This is a genomic window from Campylobacter sp. IFREMER_LSEM_CL2101 (assembly GCF_025771825.1).
GTDB lineage: Bacteria > Campylobacterota > Campylobacteria > Campylobacterales > Campylobacteraceae > Campylobacter_D > Campylobacter_D lari_C.
The window spans coordinates 136,796-152,153 of record NZ_JAKMQZ010000002.1; the positions used below are offsets into that span (position 1 = coordinate 136,796).

Below are 15,358 nucleotides of genomic sequence, written 5' to 3' on the forward strand. Positions count from 1 at the left end.
GTGAAAAGGAGAAAAAATGGGTAAGTTTGTAAATAATATTGATGAGTTTTTTAGCTATTGTCAAGAGCATGAAGTTTTATTTGTTGATTTTAGATTTACTGATATGATAGGCACTTGGCACCATATCACTTACAATATAAAAGCAATTGATGATAAAACTTTTGAAAATGGAATTCCTTTTGATGCAAGTTCTTTGCATGGTTGGCAACCTATAGAAAAATCGGATATGATTTTAAAACCTGATGTAGAAAGTGCGTTTTTAGATCCATTTACAGCAGATCCTACTATCATAGTAATTTGTGATGTATATGATATTTACAAAGATCAAATGTATGAAAAATGTCCAAGAAGTATTGCAAAAAAAGCAATGCAATACTTAAGCACAAGCAATATCGCTGATACTGCTTATTTTGGTCCTGAAAATGAATTTTTTATTTTTGATAATGTAAAAATAGTTGATTCTTCTCACTGTGCAAAATATGAAGTAGATACTGAAGAAGGTGAGTGGAATGATAATAAAGATTTCACAGATAGTTACAATAGCGGACATCGCCCAAGAAATAAAGGTGGATATTTTCCTGTAAGTCCTATTGATTCTAGTGTAGATATTAGAGCTGAAATGGTGCAAGTTTTAGAAAGAGTGGGTTTAAAAACTTTCGTACACCACCATGAAGTAGCACAAGGACAAGCTGAGATTGGTGTAGAATTTGGAAATTTAGTTGAAGCTGCTGATAATGTGCAAATTTACAAATATGTAGTAAAAATGGTCGCGCATTTAAATGGAAAAACAGCAACCTTTATGCCAAAACCACTATATGGAGATAATGGAAGCGGTATGCATGTGCATATGAGCCTTTGGAAAGATGGAGCAAATTTATTTTATGACAAAGAAGGCTATGGAAAATTAAGCGAATGTGCGATTAATTACATCGGTGGAATTTTAGCTAATGCAAGAAGTGTTGCAGCATTTACTAATCCTAGCTCAAATTCTTATAAAAGAATAGTTCCAGGTTTTGAAGCACCTTGTATATTAACTTATTCTTGTCAAAATCGCTCTGCAAGTTGTCGCGTGCCTTATGGTATTAACGAAAAAAGCGCAAGAGTAGAAATAAGATTTCCTGATAGCACTTCTAATCCTTACTTGGCTTTTACAAGCTTGCTTATGGCAGGGCTTGATGGCATTAAAAACAAAACCATACCGGTTGGCCCTATGGATGAAAATTTATTTGCACTAACCCTAGATGAGATTAGAGAAAAAGGTATAGAGCAATTACCTCACACTTTAAGAGGATCTTTAGAAGCACTCATTAGAAAAAATGCTTTCTTAAAGCCTGTTATGAGTGATGTGTTTATTGATGATTATCAACATATGAAATTTGAAACTCAAGTATGGCCTGTAGAAGCTAGACCAACTGCATATGAGTTTAAAACTTGTTATTCTTGCTAATTTTTGATGCCTTTTTGGCATCAAAATTTTAAAATACTATTGTTTTATTTTCGTGTATAAAAATCCTATCATCAAACACCAAATCCAAAGCCTTAGAAAAAACATTTTTTTCCACATTGCGTCCTGCTTGTTGCATAGCCTGCCAAGAATATTCATGAGTAACCGGTATAACATCTTGGGTAATGATTGGTCCCTCATCTAAGTTATTATTTACAAAATGTGCTGTTGCACCTATAATCTTAACCCCTCTTTCATAAGCTTGCTTATAAGGATTAGCTCCTATAAATGCAGGTAAAAAAGAATGATGGATATTAATAATCTTCCCTTCAAAATGCTCCACAAAAGATGGAGATAATATTCTCATATATTTTGCTAAAACAATATAATCAAACTCATATTGTTTTAAACACTCTAGTAATTTTTCTTCATGCTCTTGCCTACTTAAATCCTGCGCTAAAATAGTATGAAAAGGTATGTTAAATTTATCCACTAAAGGTTTTAACACCTCATAATTTGCAATAACTGCTTTAATATTTGCGTTAAATTCCCCACTAAATTGGCGAATAAGTAATTCACCCAAACAATGAGTTTCTTTGGTAGCTAAAACAATAATATCTTTTTTTCTCTTTGGTGTAATTTCAATTTGTGCATTATCAGGCAGCATGGCCTCAAGCGTTCCTTTAAAAGCTTTTATATCAAGCTCACCTTCTAAATGTGCCCTAAAGAAAAAACAATTTTCTCCAACAAATTCATCATTTTTTATAATATTGATTCTATATTTAAAAATAACATCTGAAATTCTATAAATCAATCCCTTTTCATCGCTACTTGAAATTTTTAAAATATATTCATTCATTTTTGCTCCTTTATATAGTTTTTTAATTCTTGTAATCTTCTTTTTTCAAGCTCAATCCCAAGCTCTTTACCGCTAAATCCTTCTTTTAACAAATCATTTGCACTAATTTTACTTTCAAAAGCATGATAATATAAATTTAATTTCTTTGCTTGTGCTATACGCTCATTATCCCAAAGTCCAAGCCATTTGCAAAGTGGTATTTTTAAAGCAATTTTAGCTAAATTAAAATCATCAATTTTACCCAAAATAAACTCTTGTTCACATTTTTTTAATAGTTCTTTTTTTAATTTTGTTTTTTTAAAAAATTCCTCTTTATTTATATGAAAAAAATTCAAATACAAATACAAAAACAAAGCCTCATTGCAAATTAATTTTTGACTTTGTTCTAATAGCCTTTCAAATTCTTCATTGCAACTTTGATGAAAAAAGATTTTTTCTTCTAAATTTAAAATTTTTAAATACTTATAAGCTTTATTTAGTCTTGAAGTTTTAAAAATTTTGTAAAGTTCGTTATTAATGCGTTCTTTAGATAAATCACTTATATCCATAGTTTGCATTAATTTTAAACTTTCTTTTGCAATTGTTAAATCAAACCTGCATGCAAAAGAAATTCCACGAAGCACTCTTAAACTATCTTCAACAAAACTTTTATCATCAATATGTCTTATAATCTTTGCTTGCAAATCTTGCAAACCATTAAAAAAATCTAAAAATTCAAAATCAAAAATATTTACCATCAATGCATTAATGGTAAAATCCCTTCTTTTAGCACCTTCTTGCTCATCATTACAAACTTTAACTTCAAAACCTCTATGACCTATAGAAATTTTATTCTCATAACGCGCTAGAGCTAAATCAAATTTTTTGTATTTATATACAAAAAAACTTTTTCCCACTCCATTTGCGCCAAGTTTTTGCATAAGCTCATCAAAAAGCTTAGGCTCAATATCATAAATTTCTATATCATAATCATCGCTAGATAAATCTAAAAAAGAATTCCTTACACAACCACCTACTAAATAAGCCCTTCGTGTGTAAGGCTTAAGTATATTTTTAATACTTAAAAAATCTTGGTCATTTTTTAAGTCTATCTTCAATCTTTGCAAGCAAAAACTCTAAAAAAGTAATGGTCATATCTAATCTTTTTTCCATATGCTCATCTTTGGTATTTTTTAATCCTTCAAATAAAACCAAAATACGCTCTCTGAGATTTTTTAAGAAAAATTCTTCATTGTTTATAGTACTTTCTTCTTTTTCTTCTAAAGCTTCAACCTTAATAGCGACATTTTGCTTCTCATCTTTTACTTTTACTTCTAAATCATCTAATTCTTGAATTAGCTCTTGTGTAACCTTGCTAATTTCTTCTTTGATTTTTTTCTCTTGAGTATTAACACTTTTTTCTTGAGTAATTTCTTCTACCATAGGAGCAAATTCATCATTTTTACTTTTTTTATTATCTAACTCTGAATTAACTTCACTAATAGCCATTTTTGCTAAATCTTCTATGTTCATAGTTTTATCAACCACCTTTTAAATTCATTAATTTCTTCTTCACTTTTCATATTGACAAAAAAATCAAGCATATCATAATTTAAATCTTCATGATTAGAACGCAAGCCACTTAAACGCCTTATAGCATCAATGGCATTTTTATTTTGCGGATCTTGTTTTAATATATTTTTATAAATCTCCAAAGCTTCATCTTTTAAACCTTGTGCTTCATAAATAGAGGCTTCTGTTACTGTATATCGCATTATCAACTCACAAAAAAATAAAATGCCAAAATTCTAACAAAAAAGACTTTAATTTATTTTAATTTTTACTTAATCACAGGAGCTTTATATGCTAAAAATACAAAAATATTAAGTATTATAGCTACTATAATAAGCATAATAAAACCTAAAGTAAAATTTCCAAAGCTATCATGAAGCATACCTATAATCCAAGGTGCTTGAGCTGCTATTAAATATCCTATACCTTGTGACATAGCAGAAAGTTTGGCTGCTATAAAAGAATTTGAACTTTTTATAGCAATAAACAATAATGAAATTGTAAAAACCCCACTAGATGCAAAACCTAAAAAAATAGCTGCTAACAACAACACTAACTTTACATCACAAAAAAACACCAAAATAAAACTTAAAACATATAAAAAACCTAATATTATAATAACAAAACTCTTAGCATGAGCTCTTAGTTTTCCTAAAACAATAGGCAATAAAAATGCTACGGGCATGCCTATGATTTGAGAAAGTAACAAAACATTAGAACCAAAATCAATTCCAAAACCTTTTTCACTTATCATCACACTAAGCCAAGCAAAAAGACTGTAAGATAAAAAACTTTGCAGTCCCATTACAATGGTAACTTTCCAAGCTGTTAAATTTAAAAAAAGATTTATTTTATTGATACTTTTCTTTTTAGGACGCAATAATCTTTTATTTTTCAAATGTGGAAAATAAAAAATCAAAGCAATCAAAGCTAAAACAACCCAAAAAAACATAGCTTGAGGTACTTCAAAAATTTTAAGCAAAGGAAGTGATAAAGCTACTCCAGCAATTGAAGATAAACCTATAATTGATCCATATAAACCCATTATTTTATAAGCATTTTTTGCAAATTTTTCTTTTATAAAAGAAGGTAATAAAACATTAGCTATTGCAATGCCTGCTCCAATTAAAAAAACCCCAGAAAATAAACCTATATTACCTCCATAACTTCTAATAAGCTCTCCAAAAACAATTAAACACAAAGCAAAAAACAAAGCTTTAATTTGTGAAAAATATGCTACAAAAAAAGATATAAGACCAAAAGCTATCAAAGGTAAGGTTGTTAGCATACCTGCTAGGGCTGAATTTATCTTATAGTATTCTTGAATGTATTCTATCATAGGACCTATAGAGGTTATAGGTGCTCTTAAATTTAAAGCAAGGGTAATTACAACTAAAATATTAATCCAAAAGAATTTTTTATATGAAATTTGCGTATGCATGATTATTTTTGATTTAATATATTTTCAAGATATTTTTGTTTATCTTGCTTAATATCTTTTTGTTCTATTTGTTTTTGCTCTTTTATTATTTCATTTTCTTTAGAAAAATAAAAATGATCAATGATAAAAATAGAAGATATGATTACTATTAAAGGTATTAAAAAAACCATAATCAATATTTCCTAAAGACATTGCCATAATATTCTATATTATCTTTTTTTAAATTCTCATCAAAAGCATTTGCCTCAAAATTTGCTTTTAAAATTTTTTCTCTTTCTTCATCTAAATCCTGATAAGAAAAAACCATATTAATACTCACTACCCCATCAAGCTGTTCTAATTGTTTATATGCTTTTAACTCATCATCTAAATTTTCACTTTCTATTACTACTATAATTTTTTCATCCTGAGCTAATTCCACACTACAACAAGGTGTTTGCTGAATTTGCTTTTTAAGTTTTTCTAATTTTTCTTCTTTAGTTAAAATCAACACACTAGAAAGATTCATCTATACTCCAAAATATAATTTTGTTTTCATAACCTGCACTAATAAACTCATGCTCGTTTAAAAATATAAGATATTCTAGCAAAAAATCTTTATTTTGGAATTTTTTTATTGTTTTTAAATTTTTAGTATCTATAAGTTCTATGATATTTTTTTCATTATCTCCAAAAACTGCTATTGAACCATCTTTATTTAAAGCACAAGTATAAATCAAAAAATCTCTTTCTATATTTTTTTCTTGATCATTTTGCACTATACCTAATTTTCTATCAGTGCTACAACTTGCAATAATTGTGTTTTTAAAATCAAGTTGATAAACATTATCCTTATGAATACTCTTATAACTTTTTATTTTTTGCCATCTTTTCACATCAAAAAGTATTATTTCGCCACTTTCAAAACCTGCCGCTAATTGAGTTTTTGTTTCATTTAAAACCACATCACTTAAGCTTGAACTAGAAAAAGTAAAATTTTTTACAACACTTTTTGTTTTTAGATCAAAAAGTTCTATATTAGAACCTAGCAAGGCTAATAAAATAGTATTATCATCTAAAAACAAAGCCTTTTTTACTCCATCATTAGCTAAATCATAGCTTAAAAGTTGTTTATTTTTATAAACATGTAATTTTTTACTTCCAAAATCGCCTTCACTTAAAATCAAAATAGCCCCATTTAAGTAATCAATACTATAAATTCTAGGGCTAAGATTTTCTTCATAAAAATTTTTAATCTTATCTAGCTGAGTGATTTTTTGCATTTTTTTATCTTTAATGAAGTATTGATTTATTTCTCCATTATCAAGCCCTATAAACAAACTATCATCGACAAGTTTCAAAGCATTCAAATTTGAATCAAGTTTAAGCTCATAGCTAAATGCATAAATACTCACTAACAAGATTAAAAATATTTTTTTCATAATTTTATTTTACACCTTCATTTAAAACATCTAAGAAATTAGATTTTTTCTTTGATTCCTCGCTTTTAAATTTAGCTTCAAAGCTATTCCCCACTAAAGGTTTAGCATCGCTTTGTGGTACATGGCACTGCGTACAATTAAATCTTGCATCACTTACCATATCTTTAGTAGATTTATTTTTTCTTAAATCAAAATAATGACTACTTGGAAGTGCTGTTGCAGCTAAATCTTTTGCTACTGCTTTATCATGGCAACTTAAGCAAATATTATTATCTTTGGTAATTGGAAGCATATCCTCTAAAGTATGTGGAATCAATGGTGGAGCATTTTCAAACGACCTCTCAATCAAAACAGATTCACCAGCTAAAGATTGAGAGTATTTAGCATCTAATAACTCTACATTTTCACTTTCTAAACTTGTTTTTCTTAAACCTATATCTTTTGAATCAACACTTTTAACAGCAAGCCCACAAGCACTTATTAAAACAGCTGCTGCTAAGGATAAAAAGATTTTATTTTTCATTTTCTCTCCTTAAATTTATTATACTAAAACCTAAAGCATCATCACCGCAAACATCAATACATTTTCCACATCTTATACATTCACCCGATTTTACATCTTGATTTTCTTTACCTATCATCCAAAGCACTTGCTTTTCAGGACATACTCCAAGGCATTTGTAACATTTAGTGCATTTTTGCAAGTTATATCTTACTTTTAGTAATGAAAAATGCGAACTTAAAGCCCAAAAAGCCCCTAAAGGACAAAAATGCGAACAAGTAAATCTTGGACTAAAAAATGTATCTATACAAAAAACAATCAAAGCTACAAAAAGCCAAGAAACACCGCCAAAAATAATCCCTCTTTGGATTATTCCTATATAAGAAAATTCCTCAAAAACAGGAAAAGAAAAAAGAAAAGAAAAAATCAAAACAAAAGCTAAAACATAATAACGTAAATTTTTATTTACATTAAAAACTCTTGCTTGATTAAAGCCTAATTTATTTCTAATAAAATAAGCAAAATCGGTAATGATATTCACAGGACAAACCCAAGCACAAAAAGCTCTTCCAGCAAAAATAGCATAAAATAAAAATACTATTAAAGCACCGCTTAAAGCCATTAAATCTACTTGCAAACTTGCTAAAGCAAGTTGAATAAATGCAAAAGGATCGCTTAGTGGCACCGAAGAAAATAAAACCGAAGAGCTTAAATTTCCTTTTAATATAAAATTAAATACACCAAAAGAAAAAAAAGTTAAAATAGACAATTGCACTATTCTTCTTAAAATAAGATATTTCATAGCAATTCTCCATCATTAAGATAATCTTTAGCTTTATTTTTATTGAAATTTTTATCCGTATTTACATCTTGTAAGCGTTTTTCATCTTTTTCATCCCAACCTTTGATATAATTATCCCCAGCTTTTCCTAAAACAAATTCTCTAGGTAAAACTCTAATAGCTGCTTTTTGTGTTATACAAGCTTTTTCACAAATCCCACATCCAACACACACTTCATGATCTACCACAGGTAGTAAAAATGCATGCTTTGCGGTTCTTTCATTGCGTTTTGTTTCAAGTTTTAATGCTTTATCTATTAAAGGACAAGCTCTATAGCAAGCATCACATTGAATTCCCCAATAAGCAACACAACTTGCACTATCAATTATAGCTATACCCATTTTTGTTTTATAAATTCCATTATTTTGCTCTAGATATTTATGATCTAGCGCATTTGTAGGACAATCTCTTATACAAGGTATATCCTCGCACAATCTACAAGGATTTTCTCTTGCTACAAAAAAAGGTGTGCCATTTTTAGCACTATTTTCTAAATTTGCTAGTTTTAAAACATCATAAGGACAAGCTTTTACACAAAGTCCACATCGTATACATTTTGACAAAAACTCTTTTTCATCATCTGCTCCAGGAGGTCTTAAAAAATACTCCTGATTTGAGCTAAATGCTAAACTTGCCAAAAATGCACTTCCGCTTCCTATACATAAAAGCTTAAAGGTAAAGGCTAAAAATTCTCTTCTATTTTTCATTTTTATGCTTTAGTAATTTTTACGGCACATTTTTTGAAATCTGTTTGATTAGACAATGGACAAGTTGCATCTAGTGTAACTTTATTTATATACACATTCTCATCAAACCAAGGCACATACACAAGCCCTTTAGAAGGTTTATTTCTACCACGAAAATCTACTCTAGCTTTTACTTTGCCACGGCGTGATTCTACCCATATGATATCACCTTGATTAATTTTCATAGCCTTAGCATCATCTTCATTCATATAACAAAGTGCTTCAGGTACTGCACGGAAAAGCTCAGGAACCCTCATAGTCATAGTTCCACTATGCCAATGCTCTAAAACCCTACCAGTACATAACCAGAATGGATATTCTTTACTTGGTCTTTCAGGTGCTTTCATAAATGGTCTAAAGAAAATTTTTACTTTGTTTTTTAAGCTATATTTTTCTTTAGTTTGTGGAGCTAGTAAATCTCCTTTTGGTAATTCTTTAGCAAAATCACCATAAAATGCAAAGTCTGAATTTGGAGCAGCTTTTTTAGCATAATAATCAAATTTAGTATTAAATCTCCATTGAGTTTCTTTACCATTTACTACAGGCCATCTTAAACCTCTTACTTTATGATAAGTATCAAAATCAGCTAGATCATGTCCATGACCTAAGCCAAATTTGCGGTATTCTTCCCATAGATATTTTTGTATAAAAAATCCATATCCATTAAATTCTTTACCATCACTACCTATAACTTTTCTCTCATCACCAAATACTTCAGAATTATCAAATCCTTTTGCGATATTATCTTTAGCTTTGAAAGATTTTGCTTCTTTATTAGCAAATAATACATCATATAAAGTATCATCTTCACTATAACCCATAGCTTTAGCTTCTTCTAAAACACTTGGCAGAGTAAGTTTATCATTTACCTTAGTTTCACCCCAAACTTCTTTTAATTTAAAGCGTTTTGCAAATTCCATGATTTGCCAAGTATCACTCATAGCTTCACCTACAGGCAAGACTTGTTGCTTCCAGTGTTGAGTTCTTCTTTCAGCATTACCATAAGCACCCCATTTTTCATAAATCATAGCACTTGGTAAAATTAAATCTGCTACTTTAGCACTAATTCCTGGATAACAATCACTCACAACGATAAAATTATCCATTTCTCTAGCCGCTGCTATCCAGTGATTTGCATTAGCAGTGTTTTGCCAAGGATTATTTACTTGCACCCAAGCAAATTTGATATTTCCATCTTCTAAATCCCTCATGATTTTTAAGTATGGAGCACCTGGTTTAGGATTGATTGTTTTTGCAGGAACTTTCCAAATTTTTTCACTAATTTCTCTGTGTTTAGGATTTGCAACCACCATATCAGCAGGTAAACGATGTGAAAAAGTCCCTACTTCTCTTGCAGTTCCACAAGCACTTGGTTGCCCTGTCAATGAAAACGCACCATTACCTGGTTTAGCTTGTTTACCAAGTAAAAAATGCACCATATAAGCTTGCTCATTTACCCAAGTACCTCTTGTGTGTTGATTAAAGCCCATGGTCCAAAAACTTACAACTTTTCTATTTTTTTCTATATATAAATTTGCTAATTCTTGAAGTTTTTTCTTAAATTCTTCTATACTTTCATCTTCATTGCCCTTAGCAACTTTAGCAACATAATCAAGCGTATAAGGCTCTAAAGCTTTTTTGAAATCTTCAAATGAAATTTCCCAATGCGCATCAGGAGCACTTTGGTGTTTCATTTCAAATTTATCGCCTGCTTTTACCCCTAAATAAGCCAAAGATACTGCTTCTTCTTCGTCTACAATAATAGCATTTTGTTTTGCTACGGTATCTTTTTCACTCGCTTTAAATTTAGGATGGTTTGGATTATTTCTCATTCCATAACCAATATCAGCATAACCTGTTGTAAAAATACAATGTTTTTCAATAAATTCTTTATCCATAGCTTCAGGATGATTATAAACAATTTCCCTTGCTATATAATTCCAAATAGCTAAATCAGTATTTGGCTTGAAAATAATTTCAGTATCTGCTATATGAGAGGTTCTATTAGAAAAAGTAGATAAATTTACGATTTTAACTTTATCTAAATTGCTTAATTTTCTATCACTTACCCTTGACCATAAAATCGGATGCATTTCTGCCATATTTGCACCCCAAGTAATGATAGTATCAGTAAGTTCTATATCATCATAACAACCAGAAGGCTCATCAACCCCAAAAGTTTGCATAAAACCAACAACAGCACTAGCCATACAATGACGTGCATTTGGATCTATATTGTTTGATCTAAAACCAGCTTTTACTAATTTTGCAGCAGCATATCCTTCTTGTATAGTATATTGACCACTTGCAAAAATTCCAATTCCCTCAGCACCTTTTTCTTTGTAAGCTTTTTTGAATTGTTTTTCCATTTCATCAAAAGCTCTTTGCCAAGAAACTTGTTGAAATTTTCCTTTTTTATCAAACTCACCTTTTGCATTTACACGAAGTAAAGGTGTTACTAAGCGATCTTCTCCATACATAATTTTTGCATTAAAATAACCTTTAATACAATTTAACCCACGATTTACCGGAGCTGCTGGGTCTCCTTTTACAGCAACAATTTTACCATCTAAACTTGCAACTAAAATTCCACAGCCTGTACCACAAAATCTACAAACAGCCTTATCCCAACGCCATTTATTCTCAGTATTTGCAAGCACACTACTTGGAACACTAAGACCTGCAACACCACAAGCACTAGCAATAGCGGTATTTTTAATGAAGTCTCTTCTGTTCATTATATCCCTCGTTATTGTTTATTCAATGCATTTTAATACATCTTCAAAATATTACTACATTTATGGTAAATTTAAATTATAAAAAAGAATATTTTATAAGTATTTATAAATAGGAGTTTTTTGGTATTTTTTAATATTTTTTGCATATTATAAAACGCTAGTTAATTCTAGCGTTTTAATTGATTTACAATTCCAAGCATATCATCACTTGTAGTGATTGCCTTTGAGCCTGCCTCATAAGCTCTTTGCCCTGTAATAAGATCTGTCATTTCTTCTACAAGCTGAACATTACTTAGCTCTACAAAGCCGTGTTTGATTACAGAAAATCCATTCTCACCGGCTATACCTGCAATAGGCGCTCCACTTGCATCAGTTTCTACTAAAAGATTATCCCCTAAAGCATGTAAACCTGCAGGATTAATAAAATTTACAAGTTCAATTTGACCTATTTGAGTTTCAGCTGTATTTCCTGGCTGCATAACAGAAACTGTTCCATCACTTGCTACGTTAATAGCTGTAGCATCTTCAGGTATAGTCATTTCCGGCAAAAGTCTATAACCATCTGAATTTACTATATTTCCTTCAGCATCTTTAGTAAATTGACCATTTCTAGTATAAGCTATAGTTCCATCAGGCATTTGAATTTGAAAAAAGCCATTATTACCAGCAATTGCCATATCAAGACCTGAAGTTGAAGTTTGCTTTAAACTACCTTCACTAAAAATTTTACTCACAGCTGTCACTCTTGAGCCAAGACCCACTTCTATACCACTTGGGTGTTTTGTAGTGCTTGAAGTTGAAGTACCTGCGTATTTCATCGTTTGATACATTAAATCTGCAAATTCTGCACGCGATTTTTTATAACCTACTGTATTAACATTTGAAATATTATTTGAAGTTACATCAATTTGTGTTTGTTGTGATACCATCCCTGATGCTGCTGTGTATAATGATCTTAACATTTTATCTATCCTTAGTTTTATTTAGTACTTGCTAATTTATTAATAGCTTCTTGATTTAAATCATCCATATGAGATGTCATAACTTTTTGATACATCTCAACCATTCTATTTGCTTCGATTAATCCTACCATTTCTGTAACTGGATTAACATTTGATCCTTGAGTAAAACCTTGCTTAATGGCGTTTGAATTTGGCAAATCTCTAATTTTGTTTAAATTATCGATTTTATACATATTATCGCCATCTTTTTGTAAATCTCTCAAATCATCAACTTGTGCGACGAATAATCTTGCTATATCTTGATTAGACGCACTAATGATTCCGTTTTTATCCACATTAATAAAAGAAGTAGAATCTCCTATGCGTATGCCATCATTTTCAGGATTGTTAAAATAATCACTGCTTAAAACTCTATACCCTTGACGATTTACCAAATAGCCCTCATCATCAAGCTGGAAATTTCCATCTTGGCTTAATCTTACTTCGCCATTATTTGTTTTAATTAAGTAAAAAGTATCTTCACGAGTAAGAGCTAAATCCAAAGGATTATGCGTCATTTTCATAGAACCTACGCTAAAATTTGTATAGACGTGATTAACTTGTGGAACTCTATCTATAGTTGTATTTACAAATCTTGCAGCATCTCTTGTGTGATTTTGTATAGGCAACTCATCTTGAGTTTCTTTAAAAATCCTTTTAAAATCTGCAATAACAACATTATCTCTTTTATAGCCACTTGTATTTACATTTGCTAGGTTATTAGTTACAACATCTAAGCGATTAAACTGCGTAACCATAGCACCAGTGGCTTGATAATACCCATTTTGCATTGTTTTTCCTAACTAAAATCTTAATTTTTCACTAACAAAGCAAAAGCTGTTCCAAAATGTTTTTATTTGTTTTTAATTAATCTTTAGGCATAATATTTGGTTTTACACTCATTACTTAAATACAAGGGGTATCCATGGCTAATGAAACCAATGTTTTAGAAGAACTTTTCAAAGAAAATTCTAAAGATTATATCACATATGAAAAACTTGTCAAGTATTTTGCAAAGCTTCCAAATGCAACAAGTGCAAAAAAAATCCGTGATTTAATGGATAAATACAAAGTAGAATTAATCTCTTCAGCTGAAATTGCTAAAAAAAGAAATTTAGAAGAAGCAAAAAAATTACAAGAAGAAAAACAAAAATTACAAGATACAAGTTTAGAAAATGAATTTGATTTAGCCAATGAAAATGATTTATTAGAATGGAGCAGATCAGACTCACCTGTTAGAATGTATTTAAGAGAAATGGGGCAAATTGCTCTTTTAAACAAAGATGAGGAAGTTGAAATTTCTAAAAAAATTGAACTAGGCGAAGACATTATCATCGATGCTTTTTGTTCTGTGCCTTATTTGATTGATTTTATACTTGATTATAAAGAACCTTTAATCAATAGAGAAAGAAGAGTAAAAGAGCTTTTTAAAAGCTTTGAAGATGACGATAAAAGCGATGATGATAAAAGCGATGACGAAATAGACTCTGAAGAGGAAAATGAAAACGAGGAAAATGAAAGCTCAAGCGAAAAAAAACCTAAAAAAACAAGTAAAAAAGAAGACGAAAGAACCTTAAAAGTTATAGAAAGTTTTAAAGCTTTAGAAAAAGCAAAAAAAGAATGGTTAAAAACCATATCTACTATTAATGCAGAAAAAAACGATGATGAATTATTAGATAAATTAATTATTGCTTTTAAGAAAAATATATTAAAAGAAAAACTAATGGATCTAGGTCCAACTTCAAAACTTATCTCTGAAATCGTAAAATCCATGGAAACAGCTTTAAAAAGCGATGAGGAATTTGACAAAGAATTAAAACGCTTAGAATATCGTTTGCCAATGTTTTCAGAAGAATTAAAACAAAGACACCAAGATATCTTAAAAGATATTACCAAACTTAGCAAAGAAGAAATCGCTGAACGCGCACTAGAAACTACCATGGTAAGCACTTATATGGAGATAAAAAAACTCATTCAAACTAAAGAAGCTAGTCAAAATTCTTTTGATTTAGAAAAAGATCAACTAAAAGAAATTCTAGAGCAAATCAAACGCGGTAAAAAAATCTCAGATGAAGCTAAAACTAGAATGGCAAAATCAAATTTACGCTTGGTTGTAAGCATTGCCAAAAGATATACTAACCGTGGGTTACCATTTTTAGATTTAATCCAAGAGGGCAATATAGGCTTAATGAAAGCGGTAGATAAATTTGAATATAAACGCGGTTATAAATTTTCAACCTATGCAACTTGGTGGATTAGACAAGCCATTTCAAGGGCTATTGCTGATCAAGCAAGAACGATTAGAATTCCTATTCATATGATAGAAACTATTAATCAAATCAATAAAATCATTCGCGAGTATTTACAAAAAGAAGGTAAAGAACCGGATGTAAGTATTATTGCTAAAGAAGTAGGACTTAGCGTAGATAAAGTAAAACAAGTGATTAAAATCACTAAAGAACCAATCTCTCTAGAAGCGCCTATTAGCAATGAAGATGATGGTAAATTTGGAGATTTTGTAGAAGATAGAACTTCAATTTCACCTATGGATCATATCTTAAAAGATGATTTAAAAGAACAAATTGATGAAGTTTTAGATCAGCTTAATGATAGAGAAAAAGCTGTTATTAGAATGCGTTTTGGTTTAATGGATGATGAAAGTGATAGAACCTTAGAAGAAATCGGTAAAGAATTAAATGTCACAAGAGAAAGAGTAAGACAAATAGAAAGCTCAGCTATAAAAAAACTCAAACATCCAAAAGTTGGTAGAAAACTTAAAAATTATATAGAAGGTTGGAAATAATCCTTGCTAAA

At 30.0% G+C, this 15,358-nt stretch carries 16 protein-coding genes; 2 read left to right on the plus strand and 14 right to left on the minus strand.

Features of this window, described 5'->3' with window-relative positions; translation table 11 throughout:
* Positions 1-16 precede the first annotated feature (16 nt).
* Complete coding sequence (gene glnA, locus L8V88_RS02045; RefSeq protein WP_263726561.1) at positions 17-1,447, plus strand: type I glutamate--ammonia ligase; 1,431 nt, start codon at positions 17-19, stop codon at positions 1,445-1,447.
* Positions 1,448-1,475: 28 nt separating this feature from the next.
* Here the strand turns inward: glnA and purU are convergent, their stop codons facing one another.
* From purU to L8V88_RS02115, 14 genes are all read right to left on the minus strand, one after another.
* On the minus strand, positions 1,476-2,303 hold the full coding sequence (gene purU / locus L8V88_RS02050; protein WP_263726562.1) for a formyltetrahydrofolate deformylase: 828 nt from the start codon (positions 2,301-2,303) through the stop codon (positions 1,476-1,478).
* Entirely contained in the window at positions 2,300-3,409 is a 1,110-nt protein-coding gene (locus tag L8V88_RS02055; RefSeq protein WP_263726563.1) for a CCA tRNA nucleotidyltransferase, read from the minus strand. Before L8V88_RS02055 ends, purU begins: the two co-directional genes overlap by 4 nt.
* Positions 3,378-3,815 (minus strand): effector protein CiaD, encoded by a 438-nt coding sequence (ciaD, locus tag L8V88_RS02060; RefSeq protein ID WP_263726564.1) that lies wholly within the window; start codon positions 3,813-3,815, stop codon positions 3,378-3,380. Before ciaD ends, L8V88_RS02055 begins: the two co-directional genes overlap by 32 nt.
* On the minus strand, positions 3,812-4,060 hold the full coding sequence (locus tag L8V88_RS02065) for a hypothetical protein (protein WP_087691144.1): 249 nt from the start codon (positions 4,058-4,060) through the stop codon (positions 3,812-3,814). Before L8V88_RS02065 ends, ciaD begins: the two co-directional genes overlap by 4 nt.
* Positions 4,061-4,122: 62 nt before the next feature.
* A complete protein-coding gene (locus tag L8V88_RS02070; RefSeq protein ID WP_263726566.1) occupies positions 4,123-5,295 on the minus strand; it encodes an MFS transporter in 1,173 nt (390 codons plus the stop codon).
* Between the two features lie 2 nt (positions 5,296-5,297).
* Positions 5,298-5,465: a hypothetical protein gene (locus L8V88_RS02075; protein WP_263674658.1), complete on the minus strand. Its 168-nt coding sequence runs from the start codon at positions 5,463-5,465 to the stop codon at positions 5,298-5,300.
* A gap of 2 nt (positions 5,466-5,467) precedes the next feature.
* Positions 5,468-5,803: a chaperone NapD gene (locus tag L8V88_RS02080; protein WP_039641788.1), complete on the minus strand. Its 336-nt coding sequence runs from the start codon at positions 5,801-5,803 to the stop codon at positions 5,468-5,470.
* Entirely contained in the window at positions 5,790-6,716 is a 927-nt protein-coding gene (locus L8V88_RS02085; protein ID WP_263726568.1) for a WD40 repeat domain-containing protein, read from the minus strand. Before L8V88_RS02085 ends, L8V88_RS02080 begins: the two co-directional genes overlap by 14 nt.
* Positions 6,717-6,720: 4 nt before the next feature.
* The gene (locus L8V88_RS02090) at positions 6,721-7,239 is read right to left on the minus strand and encodes a nitrate reductase cytochrome c-type subunit (protein ID WP_263726570.1); all 519 of its coding nucleotides are present in this window, start codon (positions 7,237-7,239) and stop codon (positions 6,721-6,723) included.
* Positions 7,229-8,020, minus strand: coding sequence for a quinol dehydrogenase ferredoxin subunit NapH (napH, locus tag L8V88_RS02095; RefSeq protein ID WP_263726572.1), 792 nt, complete (start codon positions 8,018-8,020; stop codon positions 7,229-7,231). Before napH ends, L8V88_RS02090 begins: the two co-directional genes overlap by 11 nt.
* Positions 8,017-8,766 (minus strand): ferredoxin-type protein NapG, encoded by a 750-nt coding sequence (gene napG / locus L8V88_RS02100; protein WP_263726573.1) that lies wholly within the window; start codon positions 8,764-8,766, stop codon positions 8,017-8,019. Before napG ends, napH begins: the two co-directional genes overlap by 4 nt.
* Before the next feature lie 2 nt (positions 8,767-8,768).
* Positions 8,769-11,543: a periplasmic nitrate reductase subunit alpha gene (napA, locus tag L8V88_RS02105; protein ID WP_263726575.1), complete on the minus strand. Its 2,775-nt coding sequence runs from the start codon at positions 11,541-11,543 to the stop codon at positions 8,769-8,771.
* A 167-nt stretch (positions 11,544-11,710) separates the two neighbouring features.
* Positions 11,711-12,505, minus strand: coding sequence for a flagellar basal-body rod protein FlgG (gene flgG / locus L8V88_RS02110; protein WP_039626513.1), 795 nt, complete (start codon positions 12,503-12,505; stop codon positions 11,711-11,713).
* Positions 12,506-12,522: 17 nt separating this feature from the next.
* Complete coding sequence (locus L8V88_RS02115) at positions 12,523-13,335, minus strand: flagellar hook-basal body protein (protein WP_039618632.1); 813 nt, start codon at positions 13,333-13,335, stop codon at positions 12,523-12,525.
* A 134-nt stretch (positions 13,336-13,469) separates the two neighbouring features.
* Between L8V88_RS02115 and rpoD the strand changes: the two genes are divergently transcribed.
* On the plus strand, positions 13,470-15,347 hold the full coding sequence (gene rpoD, locus L8V88_RS02120; RefSeq protein ID WP_263677227.1) for an RNA polymerase sigma factor RpoD: 1,878 nt from the start codon (positions 13,470-13,472) through the stop codon (positions 15,345-15,347).
* Positions 15,348-15,358 lie beyond the last annotated feature (11 nt).